Source organism: Vibrio sp. QJM3NY_39 (assembly GCF_057785895.1).
The window spans coordinates 691,327-711,604 of record NZ_CM173506.1; the positions used below are offsets into that span (position 1 = coordinate 691,327).

General features: G+C 44.2%; 21 protein-coding genes. 13 read left to right on the forward strand and 8 right to left on the reverse strand.

The window, feature by feature from the left end:
• Nucleotides 1–427: 427 nt before the first annotated feature.
• The 3 genes from AC3CHU_RS19010 (at nt 428) to AC3CHU_RS19020 (ending at nt 4,237) form a co-directional block, all read left to right on the forward strand.
• Nucleotides 428–2,314 (forward strand): PTS mannitol transporter subunit IICBA, encoded by a 1,887-nt coding sequence (locus tag AC3CHU_RS19010; protein ID WP_054546108.1) that lies wholly within the window; start codon nt 428–430, stop codon nt 2,312–2,314.
• 187 nt (nt 2,315–2,501) lie between these two features.
• Complete coding sequence (locus tag AC3CHU_RS19015; RefSeq protein ID WP_017075531.1) at nt 2,502–3,650, forward strand: mannitol-1-phosphate 5-dehydrogenase; 1,149 nt, start codon at nt 2,502–2,504, stop codon at nt 3,648–3,650.
• A 50-nt stretch (nt 3,651–3,700) separates the two neighbouring features.
• Nucleotides 3,701–4,237, forward strand: coding sequence for an MltR family transcriptional regulator (locus tag AC3CHU_RS19020; RefSeq protein ID WP_208638372.1), 537 nt, complete (start codon nt 3,701–3,703; stop codon nt 4,235–4,237).
• 263 nt (nt 4,238–4,500) lie between these two features.
• Here the strand turns inward: AC3CHU_RS19020 and nagB are convergent, their stop codons facing one another.
• Together nagB and AC3CHU_RS19030 are read right to left on the reverse strand one after the other, a co-directional pair.
• A complete protein-coding gene (gene nagB, locus AC3CHU_RS19025) occupies nt 4,501–5,301 on the reverse strand; it encodes a glucosamine-6-phosphate deaminase (protein ID WP_004732731.1) in 801 nt (266 codons plus the stop codon).
• Nucleotides 5,302–5,865: 564 nt separating this feature from the next.
• Nucleotides 5,866–6,219 carry a MaoP family protein gene (locus tag AC3CHU_RS19030; protein ID WP_017092459.1) on the reverse strand — a complete coding sequence of 118 codons (354 nt, stop codon included), beginning with the start codon at nt 6,217–6,219 and terminating at the stop codon, nt 5,866–5,868.
• A gap of 156 nt (nt 6,220–6,375) precedes the next feature.
• Between AC3CHU_RS19030 and AC3CHU_RS19035 the strand changes: the two genes are divergently transcribed.
• Nucleotides 6,376–7,266, forward strand: coding sequence for a LysR family transcriptional regulator (locus AC3CHU_RS19035; protein WP_004732733.1), 891 nt, complete (start codon nt 6,376–6,378; stop codon nt 7,264–7,266).
• 236 nt (nt 7,267–7,502) lie between these two features.
• Here AC3CHU_RS19035 and AC3CHU_RS19040 read toward each other — a convergent pair whose 3' ends face one another.
• Nucleotides 7,503–7,706 (reverse strand): hypothetical protein, encoded by a 204-nt coding sequence (locus AC3CHU_RS19040; protein WP_004732734.1) that lies wholly within the window; start codon nt 7,704–7,706, stop codon nt 7,503–7,505.
• A gap of 236 nt (nt 7,707–7,942) precedes the next feature.
• Between AC3CHU_RS19040 and AC3CHU_RS19045 the strand changes: the two genes are divergently transcribed.
• The 3 genes from AC3CHU_RS19045 (at nt 7,943) to AC3CHU_RS19055 (ending at nt 10,369) form a co-directional block, all read left to right on the forward strand.
• Nucleotides 7,943–9,319, forward strand: coding sequence for an AlkA N-terminal domain-containing protein (locus AC3CHU_RS19045; RefSeq protein ID WP_171327574.1), 1,377 nt, complete (start codon nt 7,943–7,945; stop codon nt 9,317–9,319).
• Between the two features lie 25 nt (nt 9,320–9,344).
• The gene (locus AC3CHU_RS19050) at nt 9,345–9,827 is read left to right on the forward strand and encodes a methylated-DNA--[protein]-cysteine S-methyltransferase (RefSeq protein ID WP_171311022.1); all 483 of its coding nucleotides are present in this window, start codon (nt 9,345–9,347) and stop codon (nt 9,825–9,827) included.
• 158 nt (nt 9,828–9,985) lie between these two features.
• Nucleotides 9,986–10,369 carry a hypothetical protein gene (locus AC3CHU_RS19055; RefSeq protein WP_065206460.1) on the forward strand — a complete coding sequence of 128 codons (384 nt, stop codon included), beginning with the start codon at nt 9,986–9,988 and terminating at the stop codon, nt 10,367–10,369.
• Nucleotides 10,370–10,378: 9 nt separating this feature from the next.
• Here AC3CHU_RS19055 and nhaD read toward each other — a convergent pair whose 3' ends face one another.
• Nucleotides 10,379–11,818 carry a sodium:proton antiporter NhaD gene (nhaD, locus tag AC3CHU_RS19060; protein WP_017077049.1) on the reverse strand — a complete coding sequence of 480 codons (1,440 nt, stop codon included), beginning with the start codon at nt 11,816–11,818 and terminating at the stop codon, nt 10,379–10,381.
• A gap of 331 nt (nt 11,819–12,149) precedes the next feature.
• Complete coding sequence (locus AC3CHU_RS19065) at nt 12,150–12,329, reverse strand: hypothetical protein (RefSeq protein WP_488526357.1); 180 nt, start codon at nt 12,327–12,329, stop codon at nt 12,150–12,152.
• A gap of 526 nt (nt 12,330–12,855) precedes the next feature.
• Between AC3CHU_RS19065 and AC3CHU_RS19070 the strand changes: the two genes are divergently transcribed.
• The 4 genes from AC3CHU_RS19070 (at nt 12,856) to AC3CHU_RS19085 (ending at nt 15,630) form a co-directional block, all read left to right on the forward strand.
• On the forward strand, nt 12,856–13,593 hold the full coding sequence (locus AC3CHU_RS19070; RefSeq protein WP_488526200.1) for a nucleoside recognition domain-containing protein: 738 nt from the start codon (nt 12,856–12,858) through the stop codon (nt 13,591–13,593).
• Nucleotides 13,593–14,060 carry a YjiG family protein gene (locus AC3CHU_RS19075; protein ID WP_004737023.1) on the forward strand — a complete coding sequence of 156 codons (468 nt, stop codon included), beginning with the start codon at nt 13,593–13,595 and terminating at the stop codon, nt 14,058–14,060. The genes AC3CHU_RS19070 and AC3CHU_RS19075 overlap by 1 nt, the downstream gene beginning before the upstream one ends.
• Before the next feature lie 644 nt (nt 14,061–14,704).
• Nucleotides 14,705–15,091: an MAPEG family protein gene (locus tag AC3CHU_RS19080; RefSeq protein WP_488526201.1), complete on the forward strand. Its 387-nt coding sequence runs from the start codon at nt 14,705–14,707 to the stop codon at nt 15,089–15,091.
• A gap of 8 nt (nt 15,092–15,099) precedes the next feature.
• Nucleotides 15,100–15,630, forward strand: a complete 531-nt coding sequence (locus tag AC3CHU_RS19085; protein ID WP_065206458.1) for a DNA mismatch repair protein — start codon at nt 15,100–15,102, stop codon at nt 15,628–15,630.
• A gap of 43 nt (nt 15,631–15,673) precedes the next feature.
• Here the strand turns inward: AC3CHU_RS19085 and AC3CHU_RS19090 are convergent, their stop codons facing one another.
• Both AC3CHU_RS19090 and AC3CHU_RS19095 read right to left on the reverse strand, forming a co-directional pair.
• Nucleotides 15,674–16,309, reverse strand: a complete 636-nt coding sequence (locus AC3CHU_RS19090) for an START domain-containing protein (RefSeq protein ID WP_017111346.1) — start codon at nt 16,307–16,309, stop codon at nt 15,674–15,676.
• Nucleotides 16,310–16,569: 260 nt separating this feature from the next.
• Nucleotides 16,570–17,046, reverse strand: coding sequence for a YHS domain-containing (seleno)protein (locus tag AC3CHU_RS19095; RefSeq protein WP_108109279.1), 477 nt, complete (start codon nt 17,044–17,046; stop codon nt 16,570–16,572).
• 110 nt (nt 17,047–17,156) lie between these two features.
• On the opposite strand from AC3CHU_RS19095, the gene AC3CHU_RS19100 reads away from it, so the two are divergent.
• Both AC3CHU_RS19100 and AC3CHU_RS19105 read left to right on the forward strand, forming a co-directional pair.
• Entirely contained in the window at nt 17,157–17,981 is an 825-nt protein-coding gene (locus AC3CHU_RS19100) for an AraC family transcriptional regulator (protein ID WP_488526202.1), read from the forward strand.
• A 231-nt stretch (nt 17,982–18,212) separates the two neighbouring features.
• Nucleotides 18,213–19,091, forward strand: coding sequence for a 6-pyruvoyl trahydropterin synthase family protein (locus AC3CHU_RS19105; RefSeq protein ID WP_054546119.1), 879 nt, complete (start codon nt 18,213–18,215; stop codon nt 19,089–19,091).
• 124 nt (nt 19,092–19,215) lie between these two features.
• On the opposite strand, the gene AC3CHU_RS19110 is transcribed toward AC3CHU_RS19105, so the two are convergent.
• Entirely contained in the window at nt 19,216–20,256 is a 1,041-nt protein-coding gene (locus tag AC3CHU_RS19110) for an acyltransferase (RefSeq protein ID WP_488526203.1), read from the reverse strand.
• Between the last annotated feature and the right edge of the window lie 22 nt (nt 20,257–20,278).

The window sequence follows — 20,278 nt, forward strand, 5'->3', positions numbered from 1 at the left end:
TTTTGATTTTGTGGGAAATGTGGTTCTTTTTGTAATTAAATTACATAATTGGCGACTTTGCTCATCTGGGTGCATATTTTCTATACGTGACACGATGTTCTTTTATACGGTTTATATAGATCTTAGATGCCATATTTTATCGAGTGTGATTTTGATCACTATTTATTTTTAAGTATTACAAAATAAAATGTGATCTAGATCTTGTATGGGTGATATTTATTCTCATTAATTTGGCTTTGTAATTTAAATTCATGGTGTTTTTGTGATCTAAGGTGCTCTTGTTAACCCTAAAGTGTTTTTTGTGTGTGATGGTTGTCACGAAAGTTGGGCTAAGGTGCATTTTGGAAATGTTGTGATACATTTTAATCGACTTTTGAGTACACACTTTCGGTCATTTGACCAACCAATACATTACGGGGTTCTACCTATGTTATCACCAGAAGCTAAGATTAAGGTTCAAAACTTTGGTCGTTTCTTATCCAATATGGTAATGCCAAACATCGGCGCATTTATTGCGTGGGGTTTCATTACTGCACTATTCATCCCAACCGGTTGGTGGCCTAACGAAACGTTAGCATCAATGGTTGGCCCTATGATTACATACCTACTGCCACTATTGATTGGTTACACCGGTGGTAAAATGGTTGGTGGTGACCGCGGTGCGGTAGTGGGTGCCATCACGACAATGGGTGTTATCGTTGGTACTGATATCCCAATGTTCATGGGTGCAATGATTGTGGGTCCACTAGGTGGTATCGCAATTAAGAAATTCGATGAAGCTGTTCACGGTAAAGTGAAGAGTGGTTTCGAAATGCTAGTGAACAACTTCTCTGCTGGCATCATCGGTATGATCTGCGCAATCATCGCATTCGTTGTGATTGGTCCTGCAGTTAAAGTACTGTCTGGTGCTCTTGCTGCTGGTGTTAACGCAATGGTTGAAGCTGGTGCCCTTCCTTTAGCTTCTATCTTTGTTGAACCTGCGAAAATCCTTTTCCTAAACAACGCAATCAACCACGGTATCTTTTCTCCATTAGGTATCCAGCAATCTGAAGAGATTGGTCGTTCAATTTTCTTCCTAATTGAAGCGAACCCAGGTCCTGGTTTTGGTCTTCTACTTGCTTACATGGTATTTGGTAAAGGTAGTGCGAAACAGTCTGCTGCTGGCGCATCTATCATCCACTTCCTAGGTGGTATCCACGAAATTTACTTCCCTTACGTACTAATGAACCCACGTCTAATTCTTGCTGTTATCGCAGGTGGTATGACAGGTGTATTCACTAACGTAATGTTTGATTCTGGCCTTATCTCTCCAGCATCTCCAGGTTCTATCTTTGCAGTTCTATTGATGACGCCAAAAGGCTCTTACGTTGGTGTTGTTCTTTCTGTTATCGCATCAACCGCTGTGTCTTTCATCGTAGCTTCAATCCTACTTAAGACTGCAGCTCAAGGTGACGACGAAGATTCACTAGAAAAAGCATCAGCGCAAATGAAAGACATGAAAGCGTCTTCTAAAGGTGCGGCATCAGGTGCAAACGTGAACCTAACTGATGTAGAAGCAGTGTATGTAGCGTGTGATGCGGGTATGGGGTCAAGTGCAATGGGTGCCGGTCTACTGCGTAAAAAAGTAGAAGCAGCAGGCCTGAACATTGTGGTAACCAACTACGCAATCAACAATCTACCAGCTGATTCGCAAATTGTTATTACACACAAAGACCTAACAGACCGTGCACGTAAAACCGTACCAGGTGCAATGCATATGTCTCTTAACAACTTCTTAGATGGTGCTGTATACGACCAGCTAGTTGCAGACCTTGTAGAAGCAAAAAGTGGTGAAGCAAAAGCGCCAGTGACTGCAGCCGCTCCTACACAGAAAGGCAACAAACTTGCACTAACTAACGACAGTATCTTCCTTGGCCTTAAAGCTACGCAGAAAGAAGACGCTATCAAGTTTGCTGGCGACCAGTTAGTAAAACTTGGCAACGTGTCACCTGAATACGTAGACGGTATGTTTGCTCGTGAAGAGCTTGTGTCTACTTACTTAGGCGAGTCTATCGCGGTACCACACGGCACAATCGAAGCAAAACAATACGTACAAAAAACCGGCATCGTGTTCTGCCAATACCCTGAAGGTATTCAGTGGGGCGAAGATGAAGATGATATCGCTAAGATGGTTATCGGTATTGCAGCACAAGGCGATGAACACAACATGGTGTTGATGGCTATTACCAATTCACTTGATGACGAAGAAGCAGTGGAATGCTTACAGAACACAACTAACCCAGATGATGTTCTACGTATTCTAAACGGAAATTAATACGCTCTAGTCAAGCTCCTGAGTGAAGGAGGCCGGTGTCCCCCCACTGGCCTCATTTTCGGTCTTACTCTTTATCGGTTAAAGATTCAGTCTGAATAGCTTACTGCTTAATGCCTAGGGCACGTCGTCAAGGCATGTTGTTGAGTGGTTAGCTATCTAGATTCAAATATTTATAAGGTCTAAAATTATGAAAGCGTTACATTTTGGTGCAGGTAATATCGGTCGTGGTTTCATTGGTAAGCTTCTTTCTGATGCTGGTATGAAGGTTACGTTTGCAGACGTAAATGAAACGGTTGTTAATGCGTTAATTGAGCGTCAAGAGTACCCAGTAAAGATTGTTGGTGAAGAGTGTGTTGTTGAGATCGTGAAGAACGTAACAGCAGTGAACTCGGCGACAAACGCAGTGGTAGATTGCATTGCTGAGTCTGATCTTGTAACAACAGCGGTAGGCCCAACGGTTCTTAAGATTATCTCTAAATCGATCGCTCAAGGTATTGAAAAACGTGCTGCGGCAGGTAACACAGCTCCAATGAACGTAATCGCGGCAGAAAACATGGTTCGGGGTACTAGCCAATTAAAAGCAGCAGTTTTAGAGCACCTTTCTGATGAAATGAAAGCGTTCACTGAAGAGCACATTGGCTTTGTTGACTCAGCGGTTGACCGTATTGTTCCACCTGCAGAAGCGGGCGAAACAGACCCTCTAGCTGTGACCGTTGAAACGTTCAGCGAGTGGATTGTAGATCAAACACAATTTAAGGGTGAGATTCCAAACATCCCTGGTATGGAATGCACTGATAACCTAATGGCTTTCGTTGAGCGTAAACTGTTTACCCTTAACACTGGTCACTTAGTAACGGCTTACCTTGGTGTTCTTGCTGGCCATGAGACAATCAAAGATTCTATTGAAGACGACGTAATCCGCGCTGAAGTAACTGCAACAATGGAAGAAAGCGGTGCTGTGCTTATTAAGCGTTACGGTTTTGATCCAGAAGCTCACGCAGCCTACATCCAAAAAATCCTTGGTCGTTTTGCAAACCCATTTTTACGTGATGAAGTTGATCGTGTTGGCCGTCAGCCAATCCGTAAACTAAGTCCTCAAGACCGCCTAGTTAAGCCATTAAACGGCACATTGGAGTATGGTCTTCCAAACGCTCATCTCGTAAAAGCGATTGCAGCGGCTTTCCATTACAAGAATGAAGATGACCCGCAAGCGGTTGAACTTCAGGCAATGTTTGCAGAAAAAGGGTTTGCTGAGACATTAGCGCATTATTCTGAGCTGAATAGTGACTCAGAAGTTGTTAAACTAGCGGAAGAAGCTTATCTAGCATTGAAATGATAAACCATCAAAGTGCCACACCAGTGGCACTTTCTTATTGCCGAGCCGTTATGCCAATACAAACTAGCCACGAAACTGAATTACTCGAAGCCCTATCTGAAGCTGAGAGCGCTAGCGCCTGTCTAATGGCGGCTTACGATGCATTGGACGACACGGTAGATGCCGTATTAAAAAACATTTTCAAGAAAGACGACACGGCAATTAAATTTGTTGTTGAACCACTTCTCAACAGTGGCGGGCCGTTGGGCGAGATTATGATCCGCGCTAAGCTGCTATTAGGGCTTGGTGTGATCAGTAAAGAGCTCTACGATGATTTAGAGATTTTCGTTACCTTGAAAGAGTGGGCGAAAATACAGGGTGAAGACACCAGTTTCACAGAAGTCGACGTTATATTTGAGCTCAACAAGGTGCACGCGGTTCAGCGTATTATGCCTATCGAATATGATGCGGAGATGGTGGAAACCATGTCTGGCCCAATGCTTCAAATGTTCTTGGGTCGACACAATCAGAAAGTGAAGTCGACGATCGTTTTGGCTATCACTGACATTATCACGACCTTATGCCGAGATAACGCACTGAGTTCTTAGTTCTAGTTTGCAGTCCTGCTTATCTTGTTTCGCATCCTACATATCTTGTAGCTGTTCGTTCGTATCAATACAAAGTTTAAAATGATGGCGGTTTCTCTCGTTGGGGAAATCGCTTTGTTGTTTTTGTGTCTATAAAAAATACCCGAAACCTCTCTCCCATTAAACACAAAAGCAGCAGGTACAAAAAAAGCCACATTCAGTGGCTTTTTCTATTCAAGACGCTCTCTTTATTAAAAACGCCCTTCTATCCAAGACGATGCGGATTATAGGTCTTGGATGTTCTCAGCTTCTAACTCTTGGAAGTAGCGTAGAGTCTTAACTTTTAGCTCTTGTTGAGCTGGCTCATCAGCAACGATGATAGCTTTACGGTGCATCTGTAGAGCTGTAACAGTCCACATGTGGTTTACAGAACCTTCGATAGCCATTTGAAGCGCTTGCGCTTTGTTGTGGCCAAGAGAAAGGATCATTACTTCTTCAGAATCTAGAAGAGTAGCAACACCGATAGTTAGTGCGTATTTAGGAACTTGGTTGATGTCGCCATCGAAGAAACGAGAGTTCGCGATACGAGTGTCTTCAGTCAACGTTTTGATACGAGTGCGTGAAGATAGAGAAGAACCTGGCTCATTGAATGCGATGTGACCGTCGATGCCTACGCCGCCCATGAATAGGTTGATTTTGCCGTATGAACGGATTTTCTCTTCGTATGCTGCACAGTGAGCATCGATGTCTTCAGCTTTGCCGTCTAGCAGGTTGATGTTTTCTGCTTGAATATCAACGTGGTTGAAGAAGTTCTCGTGCATGAATGTGCGGTAAGATTCTGGGTGGTTAGGGTCGATACCAACGTACTCATCCATGTTGAATGTTACAACGTGCTTGAAGCTTACTTCGCCCGCTTTGTGTAGTTCAATTAGCGCAGCGTAAGTAGTTAGAGGTGTGCTACCAGTAGGAAGACCTAGAACAAATGGACGCTCAGCAGTAGGAGCGAATTTGTTGATAGAATCTGCGATGTGACGAGCAGCCCATTTACCTACTTTAGCTTTGTTGCTTAATGGAATAAGTCTCATTGATTTTGCCCCTAGAAATAAAATTTTATAGTGTTCTGAAACATTAATTCGCATTATAAAATAAGTTATTAAATTCCGCTATTGTTTTAGGTCAAGTTTTTGCTTTTTTCGTCGTATCTGTGACTAGAACTCTCAAATTTGCACAATTATTGTATGGATATTTGGTAGCGTTAAACAAGATTAATACGTTTGTCATATATCGTCAGGTAGGTTTGATTCAGGGTCTGAAAGATCAACAAGCTTTGCTGAGTGGATGAGCGGATAGATGGATGGTCAGGAGTGCAATGGACGTATGATCAAAGAGTGATACTTATGTGGTACTGCCGTGCAAAAAAGAGGAGAAAAAGTGAGGAAGTATCACCGACAGGCGTGAATGAGCATGGGTATATTTAAGAATAGTGATTATTCAAAGCTATCACTATGAATTTTATATAAATATTGGTAAAACTGGACAGGTTGGCTAAACTTACTAATTACGAAGAAGATGCGTGTTTGTTTTAAGTTGCCGCTAATATGCTATGAAAAAAAGCCCAAAGTGATTAGGTATCACTTTGAGCATTTTTACTAATCTTCTAACACTAACTCTCTGTCGTATTCTTCCCTAGGCACTTCACCGCGTTTGCAGCCGTTTAGGGTATGAAAGCGACGGCGTCCACGAGCCAGTTGAATGTACTTCAACCAAACACGGTCTAACTTGGACTTAGCCTTATGAGGGTGAGCCAATACTTTGATGAAATGTCTTTCTTCAGCATTGGTCGGTGTTAGTTCACCAGTCTCAAGTGCAAGCATAGTGTCACCAAACAAGGTTAGGATTTCTTCTTCTGAAAGAGTAAAATCACCTGACTTAGCGAACCCTCGTGGGAATTTAATGGTGTCATAAAAACGTTTTTTTCCGTGTCGGAATTCGGTCTCAGACATATCAGCCTCAGTAATGTGGTTAGATAGAAATTAGTGTTTATTGCTCACGCGAAAATATTGTTAAAAGGCTAAAATAGGAAACAAAACGTTTTTGCCTTTACGATAAACAATCCTAGATCGGCTAGTTAGCAGATTTATTACAGAGATGTATTTTTGATGGATGTGAAAGTATTTAGAACCTTTCTTGAGGTTGCAAGGGTGCGCCACTTTGGGCGCGCAGCTGAAAACTTGTATTTAACACAAGCAGCGGTGAGTGCGCGGATCAAACAGCTTGAAGGCTATTTTGATACTCAGCTCTTCATTCGTGACCGCAATAACATCAAGCTTACCTCTTCCGGTGAGCGTTTGATTGGTTATGCTGAAGTGATGGTATCCACCTTACAACAAGCCAAGTTTGAGCTGTCGTTAGAGAGTGGAAAAGCCTTGCAGTTAACACTAGGTGGCACTCCGAATATTTGGGATGCGTATCTGCAAAACTGTTTAAGCGTAGTGACCGATTCTTTTGGTGGTTATGGCTTCATGGCTGAGGTGATGGGGCGCGAGCAACTGAACCGTAATTTGCTAGAGCGAACCTTAGATATGGCTTTCGCTTTCGATCAGATTAAAGCAGAAGAGCTGAACTGTAAAAAAGTCGCTGATTTGGTTTTGGTGTTGGTATCAACGCAGCAAGATGACCTGGAATCTGTGTTCCAACATAAGTATGTGTATGTCGATTGGGGAACGCGCTTCGGTTCAGAACACGCAGAACGTCACCCTAAAGTTCCAGCTCCGTATTTACGTACCTCTACGGCTCGTATTGCCCTCGATTTCATTTTAGAGAAAGGTGGCAGTGCGTATTTACCTGTTTCTATGGTTGAACCTTTTATCGATTCGGGTCAGCTGCATAAGGTAAAAGGGGTAGAAGATTGGTATCGCCCCATTTATCTCAGCTACCGCAAAAGCAGCACCTCGGTTGATGCGATCATGCAGGTCGAGAAGCTGGTTAACGAGATTGACCCATCGACCGCCTACACGTTGCAACAAGCCGCTGAACAAGCACCTGAGTAAGGGCGTTGTAATGAATATCGTGTGTTGCAACCAATATCGCTTGTTGAAATATGCGTTGCTGACTTAACGTGACTGAATTAACTTTGTTGATTAAATAAAAAATGGCTCCTAACTATTTATATAGTTGGGAGCCATTTTCGTTTTAAACCAGAGATGATCTTCATTGCCCAATCAGAGATAACCCTAACTCGGATAAATCAGTTTAAGCCTGGTATGCGTAACCTTTTTTAAAAGCCCTATAGGTTCATTAGATTCTCAATGGACTCTTCAAGAGAGTGTGACAGGTATGAATGGATTTGATTGCCATCCGTTGCGTCAATCTCAATTTTAGAAATCCCCTTACTCGCTTCGTCTTCAAGAAAGCTGAGAGACTGCTCGACTGATTGACTGGTGAGAACCTGTTGGTTTGATAAAACAATACGACACGTGTGAAGAACCATAGCCTTTTCCTTTTTATATTCGACAGGTCTCTGCATCTTAGTGTGCTAAGTACCTATCGTTGACGTTGTGAGAAGAGTTTCTTCTCAAGGTTAAATTTAGTCTAATTGCGTAAAAAGAAAACCCTTTTTTGTGATTTATCTAACCTTCAGTTCCGAAAGTGGCTAGCGACAATGACAGTTCACGGTAAACTTTTAGGTATCGGAGTAAAAGTTATGGCAAATGGGAAGAGCACAGCATGTCGAGAAATATTCATCACAACAGTACGTTAACGAGTGAGCAGTGCCATTTGGCTCGATATGCGCGAGACGCTCGCTTTGATGGGATGTTTTTTACAGCGGTAAAAACCACCGGAATTTTTTGTCGTCCGATTTGCCCAGCAAGCCCGCCCAAAGAAGAAAATGTCGAGTATTTTTCTCATCAAGCTCAAGCCTTGAAGGCTGGATATCGCCCATGCTTACGTTGCCGGCCAGACAGCGCACCTTTTTCTCCGGCTTGGAAAGGTGTTGAAACGACTTTCTTGCGTGCTTTACAGTTGATTGATCATGGTGCGCTGAACTCAGGATCAATCGTCGACCTTGCCACTCGATTAGGTATTTCAGACCGCTATTTACGAACCTTATTCGATAATTACATCGGCGTGTCGCCGAAGCAATATAGCCTTTATAGCCAATTGATGTTTGCCAAGCAGTTGCTGCACACCAGTAGCATGAGCATTACCGATGTTGGCTTTGCGAGTGGTTTTAATAGCACGCGTCGTTTCAATGATGCCTTTCTAAAAGAGCTGCAGCTCTCGCCAAGCCAAATCCGACGAACAAAGCTAAGTGAAAACCTGAGCAATCATATTCAGCTAGTCTTTCACGGCCCATTAGACTGGAAGCATTTACTGGGTTTCTATCGACGAAGAATGATTGAGGGCTTAGAAGACGTTGGCGAAGACTATTACAAGCGCACAGTGAATGTTAATGGGTCAAAGGGTTGGTTCAAGGCCACTTTGGCTAAAGAGAACCGCTTAGATATTGAATTTGAGTTGGACGATATAAGCCAGTTAAGAAGCTTGATTGCGAACATTCGACGCATGTTCGACCTTGATGTCGATATTGCCAAGGTTGAGGTCTTCTTTACAACCATTGACCCCAACTTAGTGGCTAAGAGTGGCATCCGCATTCCTGGCGTGTGGAGTGCTTGGGAAGCCGGAGTAAGAGCGATTCTCGGGCAGCAAGTTTCGGTAACCGCGGCGATTGGGCAGCTTAACTTGTTGGTCAAAGAGCTTTCTGATGCACATGAGAAGGTCAGCTTCCCGACACCTAAACAGATAGCGGAGGCTGATGTCAGTTTCTTAAGAATGCCGGGAAGCCGCAAAGAGACCTTAAAGCGTTTTGCTGAATACATGGTCGACAATGAAGCAGAGCACCCTTCCAAATGGATTGAGCTAAAGGGCATTGGGCCTTGGACGATTCAATACGCGCTGCTTCGTGGGTTAAGTGAACCTAACCACCTGTTGGTTGGCGATTTGGTGGTGAAGAAGTTCATTGAGCATCGCCCCGCCATCAACACAGAGAGTGTTTCGCCTTGGGGTAGTTACGCCACGTTCCACTGTTGGAATCAATCTTAATCGGAATACTAAGCTAGGAGATATCATGGACAACCGTTTTACTTACTATGAGAGCCCGTTGGGCACGGTGACTTTACAGGCGAACGATGAAGGGTTGCTCGGTCTTTGGTTTGAAATATACACCACCAAGCCTGAAGAATTAGGTGTTCGAGATGATGGCTTTCCGATCTTTGAATTGGTTGCCGAGCAGCTCAATCGCTATTTTTCTGGTGAGGTTATCCAATTTTCTGTGCCGATCGCCGCAAAGGGCACGCCATTTCAGCAATCGGTTTGGCAAGCGCTCATGACTATTCCTTATGGAGAAACATGGAGCTATGCACAACTGGCTGATGCGATTGGTAACCCAAAGGCCGTTCGAGCCGTGGGTTTAGCGAATGGTAAAAATCCAGTGTCAGTGATTGTGCCGTGCCATCGAGTTATTGGTAAAAATGGCAAGCTGACCGGGTATGCGGGTGGCGTAGAACGCAAACAACGCTTGTTAGTTATTGAGGGAAGAGAAGAAGATTAAAGAGTCTTTTTCGGAATGTTTGTTGAAAATTGCGTATCAATTATTGGTGAACGTTAAGGGTTCTTAAAGTGTGACTTTGCAATAAAACTGCCACTTGCTGGAAAATACTTGTTTGGTTGCATATCCTTTAACCATGTTCTCGAGGCAAGGATGCCCAAATGAATAGCCATCATTCACTTATACTCTGCTGCAGTAGCGCACTATTGCTGACCGGTTGTTTAACCGACACCAGTCGACCCTTCGAAGTACCACAACTTGTTCTGTTTAAGGGCATGTATGAGAACGCTGACAATGACAGTTACTTGCTTTTTGAATCTGGGCAAGTGACTTATCAAACAACGGATAAGTCTGTTACTCGAACTTATCGTGTTGAAGATGACTTAATCAATATTGAGTTGAATTCAGCGAACCGCCGATCTGACTCCGGGCTAGTGATGCGAATTCAACACGAGGGTGCAGTGTTAACCTGCAACCAGTGTCCAGCGATGCAGTTAAGTAACGTCTGGACACGCGTTGAGAAGCCTCTAGCTGATATGCATTAGAGCGTTTTACTAGAAAAGATCGCCATTCAGCCATAGGTGAGCGGCGATACTGACGGCATAGCCAATCATGATCACTGGCATCCATTTCAAGTGGCCAAAGAAGGTGTATTTGCCATGCGCCGCGCCCATTAACGCCACACCTGCCGCACTACCAATAGATAACAAGCTGCCACCAACGCCGGCGGTTAAGGTGATCAGTAGCCAGTTGCCCATCGACATTTGGGGTTCCATGGATAACACGGCAAACATCACCGGAATGTTATCGACAATAGCCGATAAGATTCCCACCATGACGTTGGCCCAAATTGGATCCCATTGGCTATACATCACGCCCGAGGCTAATTCCAAGTATCCAAGTAAACTCAAGCCACCGACACACATTACGACGCCGTAGAAGAACAGCAACGTGTCCCATTCGGCATGCGAAACTCTTCGAAATACATCGAATGGCACAACAGAACCGAGTCGCTTCAGGGCGCCTTCATCATTATTGGCGATCGCCACCGCTTTTTTCTTCGCGAGTGAGTTGGGTAAGGTCTTACGTAAGTAATAACCAAAGAACTGCAGATAGGCGAGCCCCATCATCATCCCCATTACAGGAGGGAAGTGGAGTACGGCATGGAAAGCAACCGCGGTCGCTATTGTCATGATGAACAAGAAGACGATTCGTCTTGCACCACGTTTTAATTCAACGTGTTGATGAACCGTGTCGGGCTGAGTCGTGGGTACAAAATAAGACATGATCAACGCAGGGACGAGGTAATTCATCACCGAAGGAATAAACAAAGGAATGAACTCACTAAAACTCACATAACCAGCCTGCCACACCATTAGCGTTGTGATGTCGCCGAATGGACTGAACGCGCCGCCAGCATTGGCGGCTATCACGATATTCACACAAGCGAGGTTAACGAATTTAGGGTTAGAACCAGCAACCTTGAGAACCACGGCACACATCAATAGAGCTGTCGTAAGGTTGTCGGCAATAGGCGAGATAAAGAAGGCTAGAATACCGGTTATCCAGAACAGAGAGCGGAAATTGAAGCCTTTGCCTACCATCCACGCTTGCAGCGCATCAAACAGTCTTCTCTCTTCCATGGCGCTAATGTATGTCATGGCGACGAGCAGAAAGAGTAATAGCTCGGCATATTCCAGCAGGTTGTGTTCGAGTGCTTGTTTGGCGACTTCAACAAGGTTGTGTTCTTGGTAGGTAAAACCAATGATTATCCAGATCAGGCCCGCCGCAAGTAGAACCGGCTTGGATTTTCGGAGTTTTAGGTATTCTTCCATCATCACCACGATGTAGGCGACAACGAAAATGGTCAGCGATAGGTAGCCAGCAAATGAACTGGTTAGTTTGAGCGGCTCTCCCAACTGAGAAGTGGCAGCGCCTGCTACCGTAGAAAAAAATAATAAAGAGAGAACAGCAGAAAGCTGGATACCTAACATGGATTACGCTCCGAAGTTAATAAGTTATTAACACGGGTAAAAGCGTAGACCTAAATAACCATGTGCAGTGTGATAGATATCTTAATAATTCAATAGATTATATAGAAAACAGTAGATTGGGTGAAAACGTGAGGTCACAGTGAAAGCCGTCGATTATAGGACCCCTTCGTTCATAGGAAAACGGTCGATCATCGGTAACTCGTCAATCATAGAGAAATAGAGAAATAGAGAAATAGAGAAATAGAGAAATAGAGATTATAGAGAAAATAGAGGTTAGGGAAAAAGCCCTACCGGGTTTATTACCGATAGAGCTTATTCGCCATTGCCAATATTATGCAGCATTGAGATCAAACGTTAGTGTTTGTTCTGCGGCACATACTTCAACAGGCCAGCCGTAGGATTGATATTCCAGCGCAAGTTTGTCCGCTACTGCGCGAGATACTGTTGCAGTGTTCCACATGCCTTTGCCCATTACTTGATATTTAAGCGTTCTCATTTCCATCATCATCACCACCGTTCTCCTTCGATATTGGCAGCGCGAAGTCTATAGCACCTCTGAGGGCTGAAATTTCGGATTAAGCTCAAATTCTTTATAAAATGGCTCACGGTTTAGCCATGGTTCAAAACTCAACCAATAATAGGTAAACGATTGCATTCTAGAAGCGTAACCACGATTTAAGCCGCTGTATTATAATCGAATTAAAATTGAACAGAAAAAGCATGTAAGAGATCACTTACATCATTATCAGAGATCAGACTAGGTAAAAACCTGTCATTTGAAACCTTATTTGTGTGGTGATTGTGTGCGTTTTTGGTTGCGCTGTTGAAGCGAATTTTGTTTAGTTTTGTATGTGAAATATTCTAATTATTTTAGCGTATACCTCTGCTTTTAAATCTAAATCACAGTTTTATATGTTGTTGTGGTTCTTTTGTTCAAACCGATACGCTATTTGATTTTGGTCATTAACCTATTGCTCATTAGTTTGCACTATCTATACGTGTTCTGTTCCACATAAACGAGATGTATAGAGGTCCTTATGACTAATCCAACTAAAACCGATCGTAAAGTCACGATCGGCAGCTATATCGCACTCGCATTCGCGATTGTGTTCTTTTCAGGCTTAATGCAGTCCAATGAATGGTATGGAGTGCTCGATTTTACAACGCTCAACGGTTCATTCGGTAAGGTCGCTTACGATGTCAGTGAAACGGCCGATGGTATCCAAGCGGCAACGACGTCACTGCGTGGTAAAGGCGGTAGTGGTGCTCGCGACGGTTTCATTTTTGCTTTGACACTTATTCCGACCGTGATGTTTGCACTGGGTATGATCAACGTACTTGAGCACTACGGTGCACTGGACGCGGCTCGTAAGTTGCTTACACCTCTACTTCGTCCTTTGATGGGTATTCCGGGCAACTCAGGCTTGGCACTGATTGCGTCTTTGCAAAGTACCGATGCTGGCGCAGCGATGACGCGTCAGTTAAAAGACGAAGGGCATCTAACTAAGCGTGAAACCGATGTCTTCACTATGTTCCAGTTTACTGCTGGCGCGGCTATCGTTAACTTTTTCTCTTCGGGCGCAGTGTTGTTCACGCTGACAGCGATGGACGGCTCTCTTGCTGTGACTTCGTCTATTGGTCTAGCGGTTGCAGTGATGTTTGTTTTCAAATTTGTTGGTGCGAACCTATTCCGCCTCTACCTCAATATTACTGAAGGCAAAGAAGACAAACCAAAATCAGACAAAGAACAAAAACTGGAAGAGGAAGTAGCATAATGAGCGAAGTTAAAGCAAAGAAACCAATGGTTACTGATATTTTCGTTGAAGGTGCTAAGAAAGGCTGGGTTATTGCGACTACCTCTACGGTACCGAATGTTCTGATGGCGTTTGTGATCATCAAGGCATTGCAGATCACCGGTGCGCTGGATTTGATGGGCAGTGTATTTGCTCCAATCATGGCGGTATTTGGTTTACCTGGTGAAGCGGCAGCAGTATTGATTGGCGCTTGGATGTCGATGGGCGGTGCTGTGGGTGTGGTTATCACGCTGTTTGACCAAGGCATCCTGAACGGCAACCATATCGCTATCTTGGCGCCAGCTATCTACTTGATGGGCTCTCAGGTGCAATACATGGGTCGTATTATGGGACCAATTGGTACTGAAGGTCGCTACATCCCAGTGATGATCGCGATTTCGGTATTGAATGCGTTTGGTGCAATGTTTTTGATGAACATTATTTTGTAACGTGACTTTTAACGGTTAGCTACTATTAACGGTTAGTTGCTAACAGCTTTTAGACGTTACAAAAAAAGGAAACCCCGTTTGGCTTTCACCAAACGGGGTCTATTCTTTTCGTAGCCATCCTGCTACTGCGCGTTACTTATCTTTCAATAGGTAACTGGTGCTCCATGCATCATTCCTTGACGTGGCTAAATCCTTTAACCTATCCAATTCATCGCCTTCCTAGCGGTGTCCTTGCTAACTCATCATCCTGACAAGCGACTCTATCCTAGAGCAAAACTTCCTTGCTGATAACTCATCCTAAGTCATCAAATCTTCATCCTGAAGATACCTAATCCGTTAGGCTTTTTCCTGTTCCTGCCAACTCCCTGTCGACATGTGTATTAAACAATGCAGAGGCTTTACTCACAATCCACCTCAAGAAATAAATGTACTCACTAACCGAAATAAATATGCGTGGATTCATACAAAACAAGGGGTTGGGTTTGTATTTTAGGAATTTTCTGCGAAGCTTGATTGTGATCTCTTACGTTCGGTGTGAGAGATCTCTTACAAACTTTCGGGCTCGACTATCATTTTGCGTTGACCGCATCAATGAATTGATGGGTAATGGATGATGAATAAACACCAAGTAATAGGGAAATATAATGGTTACAGCATTTTACGCAGCTCTGCTGACGGTAGTAATGATTTGGTTGGCGATTGAAGTTATTAAGCAAAGACGAATCAATCTTGTTGCTCATGCCGATGGCGGTGTTGAGTCGTTACAGATAGCACGTTCGGCACAAAGTAACGCGATGGATTACATCCCAATAACGGTGATTTTGATGGGGTTGCTAGAGGTGAATGGGGCTGGTGTGTGGCTTATTCATGTCATTGGTGTGGCGTTTATTCTGGGGCGAGTGATTCACGCGAAAGGGATCTTAGCGAAGAATTTCAAAGGCAGAAAAGTGGGTATGGTGTTAACGCTTATCTGCATGATCTCTTTGATTGTCCTAAACTTAGCTTACCTACCTTTTGATAAAATGTTCTAGGGAGCATTATGGCATTGCGCCTTCCTCCTGCTTGGGCGATTGTCCTTGCAGGGTTAATACTCAACATCATGGCGATTGTCATGTCGAGCTTGGTGTTGGACAAAATTGAAGCGGAGAAATCGGAATACAACGATCGTAAATACGGCAATGTGTACTCGATACAACTTTCCTGGAATACGATCGAAACCTTAGAGCGTAAGCGTGAAGCGATTCTGATTCACCTTGATAAGCTATCCCCAGAAACCGCTCAACCTGCCACTGTTCTTAATGAAGCGCTTCGCGGCCAACTCCGGAGTTGGGTGAGTGATGAGGTGCCAGCCATCTCGTTGGCTAATTTACCCAAGCTTATGATGCTGATAAACAGTGCTCAAGAAGCCCAACGAGCACGAATTGATGACTACTATTTGGATAATCTGACCTTGGTTGAATTAATCCAAAGGCTCGATGAGAAAATGGCTTTCTACAAGAATATTGCCCTGTTTCTTCAGGTGTTTGGTTTAGCACTTATCTTGGCTCGCGATCTAGCCAGAAGACCATAGCCTATCTAGCTTTTATGGTTAGCGACTGGAATTATCTGTATAGCTATCGAGACTCGCTTGGCAGGTTAGGGTGCTGTTGGTCTTGGTACTTTGGTAATTGTTCTTTTAGCCCTTTAAACGTGCTCAGTGCACTGCCAATCGATAACTTATTCATCAACCAATTTGGCAAGATGCCACCTGCGTTCGCATATGCGGTGTAGGTAATGTAGGTGTTGCCGTTGGTGAGCGGTTGCAGTGTCCAAAGTGCGTCCACATCGTAAATTCGAATATACCCCGACTCTTTCGCCAAATAGTTAGATGCATCTTTAATCGACAAGACAAACTGGCCATCCTCAATGCTGTATTTTGAGTAAGTCACCATATCGCGATCTCTAGCAGGCCATGGCGCTTTGAATTGGGTATAGACGATATTTTCATCCTCAGATATCTGCATCAAGACACGACTTTCCGATACGTTATCTATCCAGTTTGGCACGTTCTCGCTGTCTTCCAATAACAGTAAAAAACCAGAATAAGTGGTGGGCGTTTGCATTTGTGCTCGTATCTCTACCAAGCCTTCAGTGTGAGGTCTCTTATCAATGATGATGCCATCTTCACTTTTGACGAACTGCCACGGGTTGGCATAAGTCAGTGTTGATAAGGCGCAAAGTCCGAGTGCAAAAATCCTAGGTAATATCATTATTCTTCCATTAAAAGAAAAGCTTATCTTCTAGGAGTATAGAATAGAAATGGGCTTGATTCGTGCTAAAGGCTGACGGGTTTTTCCTGATTTGAGCTGCGCATCGCTATTTATTGTGGTGATGCCAATAGCTGGAGGCTTATTAATATTTGGAACGTCGAAATGAAAACGGAAGCGTTCGGTCGCTTCCGTTTTTATTAATGGGCAATGGATAAAGGTTAAAGTTACTAGGCTAAAACTTGTAGGTTAAAGCTTATAGACTAAAGCTTATAGGCTTCTACGGTTTTGATCGTCGTCCAGTTGCTGTTGGCGTCTTGGATGAACTCTTGCGTATCTTCCAACCATCGTTTTTGTACTGATTTGTCTAAGTTCAGATACAGCTTTCCATTTTCGACTTTCCAAGCGTTAGGGTCGGTCTCAAATTTCTTACCCATAGCCACACCAAAGGCACAATAGCCACCGTATTGAGGCGCATAAGCTTCAGGGTTGGTGCGGAACTGATCTCGGTTGTCACTGTTTGCGAACTGATAAATAGCGTTCTTATAAGTAGCAGTGAATTCTGATGAACCTTGAACGGCACCAGCATCAGTAAAGTAAGCCACTGGGTCATAGCCTTTGATCGCGATGTCATTGCTATCAACGCTCATGTCGATGTCTGCTGCCATCAGTGAAAAGCTGGTTCCTAGTAACGCGGCCAATAGAGTGATTTTTTGACTGGTCGATTTCATGTGTGACATATCAAGTTCCTTGTCAGTGTTGGTTATCTTGTTTGAAGTAATTTAGCCCACTCGTCCGGTCTATAGAGGGACAAAAGAACTTAAAAGTAAGCGAATCGTTCGGAGGATGCATGGATCTGCTTTCACAATTAATGGAACACTTCTCGATACGTACCGGTGTTTTCTATTCTGGCAATTTGTGCGGAGTGTCGTCATTTAAGCCGCAACAGGGTAAAGAAGGGCATCTTCATGTATTGAGCGCGGGTGAGTTGACCTTGTCTAGTGCGCACACGGAGTACAGGCAACTGTCACAGCCCTGCATTATTTACCTTCCGAACAGCACACCACATGTGATTGAAGGCGTGGGAGACGGTGCTGAGGTCGTGTGTGCGAATGTCGAATATCGTTCAGGGCAGATGAATCCTTTATTGTCTGCTCTGCCTGACGTGATAGTAATTCCGTTTGTGGATGCACCTAACTTAATGCCAGTGATTGAGGTGCTATTTCGAGAGTCGAGCCAAGAGTCATCTGGGCAACAATATCTAATGGATAAGTTGAGTGACGCCTTGATGGCTTTGATTTTTCGTCACCTCATTGAACAGCAGCAAATTGATCAAGGGGTATTCTCAGCCCTAGCTCATCCACGATTGGCTTCGGTGGTTACGGCTGTTCACCTATTGCCTGCTCGCCACTTTTCGATTGCGGAAATGGCGTCACTGGCCGCGATGTCTCGAACTCAGTTTATTGAAGCGTTCAAACGAGAAGTCGGTGAGACGCCCGGAGATTATGTGCAAAAGTGGCGAGTCTCAGTGGCTCAATCCCTGTTATTGCAAAATAAGCCCATCAACTGGGTTGCTGATGAAGTGGGTTACAGCAGCTATTCGGGATTTTCACGCGCTTTTCAGCATGTTGCTGGGGTGTCACCGCGCCTTTGGCTAAAGCAAAATGTATCGTGAAACGCTCGGCAACCTTACCCAAGATATGGCTATTCACGTCGGGCTGGTCTATGTTTTAGCGGAAATTGTGCAGAGTTTGTTCTTTTCTCAAAAGAGGGTCTAAAAAGGTGGACTTTTTAAGCTTGTCGTAACATCCTGCTCGTCCTATTTTATCTAGACACCAATGAGACGAAGTGCCTGCTGGACATTATTCAGCCTCCCGTATCTCATTAAAGTATTAAGGAGTTCAACTTGAACCTATTTGTAAGAGACCTTACCGTTATCGATTCTTCATACATCTGTGAACACAGAGGGGTCGTAGGAGATAGTTGGATTTTAGATGTCACCATGTCTGGTGAACTTAATGAAATGAGCATGGTGCTGGATTTTAGCAAGGTCAAAAAGCAGATCAAACACCTCGTTGATGAGCACGTTGATCACCGTTTGCTACTGCCGATGCAAAGCGCTGCAGTTGTTCTTCAAGCGAGCAAAGCGGGCTACTCTAAGGTTGATGTGTTGCGTGGTGACAAGAGCCTCCACCTACATTGCCCTGACGAAGCATACTGTCTGATTGATGCAGAGGCGATCACCATCGAGAGTGTGACCGCTCATGTTTATCATATTCTGCGTGATAACCTTCCAAGTAACGTCACTGGGTTAGAGATCACCCTTCGTCATGAGAACATTAATGGCGCGTTTTACCACTACACCCATGGTTTAAAAAAGCATGATGGCAACTGCCAACGTATCGCACATGGCCACCGTTCTCCAGTCGAAATCTTGGTTGATGGTCAGCGTGACGAACAACGCGAACAGGCGTTTGCTCAGCGCTGGGAAGACATTTATTTAGGTTCTAAAGAAGACCAAGTTTCAGTTTCATCACTTAATCTGAGTGAACACGCGCAAAGCGTTAATGATGAAAGCCACTATGGCTTCCGCTACACGGCGCCTCAAGGTGAATTTGAGCTAGCGATTGCTAAGAGTGAAACAGAGATTTTGCCGACAGATACCACAGTAGAATTACTGGCAGGCTATATTGCGGATCAAGTTGAGCCGAGCCTAGCAGAGAACCAATCACTACAAATCGTCGCTTATGAAGGGGTCGGTAAAGGTGCGATGGCGTTCCTATAGCACCTCTCGAGTGAGATAATCTCGGTTCCAATATGATGAAAGAAAGGCAAGATATTAAGTTATCTTGCCTTTCTTTTTTGTGGCTCTTTAAAATTGATTTAGCGGATAGTTTTAGGCACAAACACTAGCGAAGCAGCGCGTGTCGTAATGGTGTTTTTTCGATACCAGCAACCAACATAAAGCTCAGGATAAAGGTGCCGAAGAAGACGGTGATGTCTTTACCGAGCTCCGTGATACCCAAGACTCCACAAACGTTGAACAGCACAATAATGATCAAAAGGTGGCAAACGTAGATACCTAGCATGCGATTCGAGATAGCGCGAACCCAAGCGTAGTTACCCATGTTTGGATTAGCTAAAAGCCACATAAACACACCAATCCCCCACAGAGCCGTACCAAACAAGAAATCATTCATGTTGAATCCGACGTCGAACGTGGTGAGCCATGCCGCCTCTGCAAAGTGAATCAACATGCCTAACGCTAATAACCCCAACGCTTTAGTTGATGACACCTTCCATTGATTCTGACGAATAAGGAAACCTAAGGTCACCATTAATGTGCCAAAGAACGGGCCGTTACGCGTGAAGAAGGGTGCTTCCAATCCGGTCAGCGTTGCGTAGCTTCCTGCCAAAACACCATAGCCATAGAGTGCAATAGCGATCGGTAATAGAAGTTTGTTGAGTTTCAATTCAATCAATAAAGCGATGATCAACACTGCGCAAACAAGGGCTGGAATGAACCACAAATGCACCAGACCTCCCTCTAAGAATGAGTTAAGAGGAGTGCTCATTAAGAAACCCCAATAGCCTTCACGTTCACCTAGATAGCCAAACTCTTCTACCTTCGCGAGATTGAATGGCATCACTAAGCAAATGATGCTCCATGCCAACCAAACCTTAAGCAGTGGTCTAGAGTAGTTCAGGACGGTTTCCCATGGCGATGCAGCCAACTTAGGCTGAATAAGGTAACCAGAAATCAGGAAGAACAGAGGTACCGCAAAACGAGCGGTTTGGTTGAGCACATAACCAATCCAAGGCACTTCATCTATTTGCCAATAAGTGAGTGCCATTTGGCCGTGTAAACCAATGATCGCCAAGATAGCAATCACTCGGCCTAACTCGATACTGGCGATGTGTTGTGAAGGCGTATGTTGAACGGAAGACATATTAGATCTCTTAGTAAAATTT

Excerpts from the sequence above, each read along its gene's own strand:
- AC3CHU_RS19010 (WP_054546108.1), top strand. The coding sequence starts at position 428 with ATGTTATCACCAGAAGCTAAGATTAAGGTTCAAAACTTTGGTCGTTTC.
- AC3CHU_RS19015 (WP_017075531.1), top strand. The coding sequence starts at position 2,502 with ATGAAAGCGTTACATTTTGGTGCAGGTAATATCGGTCGTGGTTTCATT.
- AC3CHU_RS19020 (WP_208638372.1), top strand. The coding sequence starts at position 3,701 with ATGCCAATACAAACTAGCCACGAAACTGAATTACTCGAAGCCCTATCT.
- nagB (WP_004732731.1), bottom strand. The coding sequence starts at position 5,301 with ATGAGACTTATTCCATTAAGCAACAAAGCTAAAGTAGGTAAATGGGCT.
- AC3CHU_RS19030 (WP_017092459.1), bottom strand. The coding sequence starts at position 6,219 with ATGTCTGAGACCGAATTCCGACACGGAAAAAAACGTTTTTATGACACC.
- AC3CHU_RS19035 (WP_004732733.1), top strand. The coding sequence starts at position 6,376 with ATGGATGTGAAAGTATTTAGAACCTTTCTTGAGGTTGCAAGGGTGCGC.
- AC3CHU_RS19040 (WP_004732734.1), bottom strand. The coding sequence starts at position 7,706 with ATGGTTCTTCACACGTGTCGTATTGTTTTATCAAACCAACAGGTTCTC.
- AC3CHU_RS19045 (WP_171327574.1), top strand. The coding sequence starts at position 7,943 with ATGTCGAGAAATATTCATCACAACAGTACGTTAACGAGTGAGCAGTGC.
- AC3CHU_RS19050 (WP_171311022.1), top strand. The coding sequence starts at position 9,345 with ATGGACAACCGTTTTACTTACTATGAGAGCCCGTTGGGCACGGTGACT.
- AC3CHU_RS19055 (WP_065206460.1), top strand. The coding sequence starts at position 9,986 with ATGAATAGCCATCATTCACTTATACTCTGCTGCAGTAGCGCACTATTG.
- nhaD (WP_017077049.1), bottom strand. The coding sequence starts at position 11,818 with ATGTTAGGTATCCAGCTTTCTGCTGTTCTCTCTTTATTATTTTTTTCT.
- AC3CHU_RS19070 (WP_488526200.1), top strand. The coding sequence starts at position 12,856 with ATGACTAATCCAACTAAAACCGATCGTAAAGTCACGATCGGCAGCTAT.
- AC3CHU_RS19075 (WP_004737023.1), top strand. The coding sequence starts at position 13,593 with ATGAGCGAAGTTAAAGCAAAGAAACCAATGGTTACTGATATTTTCGTT.
- AC3CHU_RS19080 (WP_488526201.1), top strand. The coding sequence starts at position 14,705 with ATGGTTACAGCATTTTACGCAGCTCTGCTGACGGTAGTAATGATTTGG.
- AC3CHU_RS19085 (WP_065206458.1), top strand. The coding sequence starts at position 15,100 with ATGGCATTGCGCCTTCCTCCTGCTTGGGCGATTGTCCTTGCAGGGTTA.
- AC3CHU_RS19090 (WP_017111346.1), bottom strand. The coding sequence starts at position 16,309 with ATGATATTACCTAGGATTTTTGCACTCGGACTTTGCGCCTTATCAACA.
- AC3CHU_RS19095 (WP_108109279.1), bottom strand. The coding sequence starts at position 17,046 with ATGTCACACATGAAATCGACCAGTCAAAAAATCACTCTATTGGCCGCG.
- AC3CHU_RS19100 (WP_488526202.1), top strand. The coding sequence starts at position 17,157 with ATGGATCTGCTTTCACAATTAATGGAACACTTCTCGATACGTACCGGT.
- AC3CHU_RS19110 (WP_488526203.1), bottom strand. The coding sequence starts at position 20,256 with ATGTCTTCCGTTCAACATACGCCTTCACAACACATCGCCAGTATCGAG.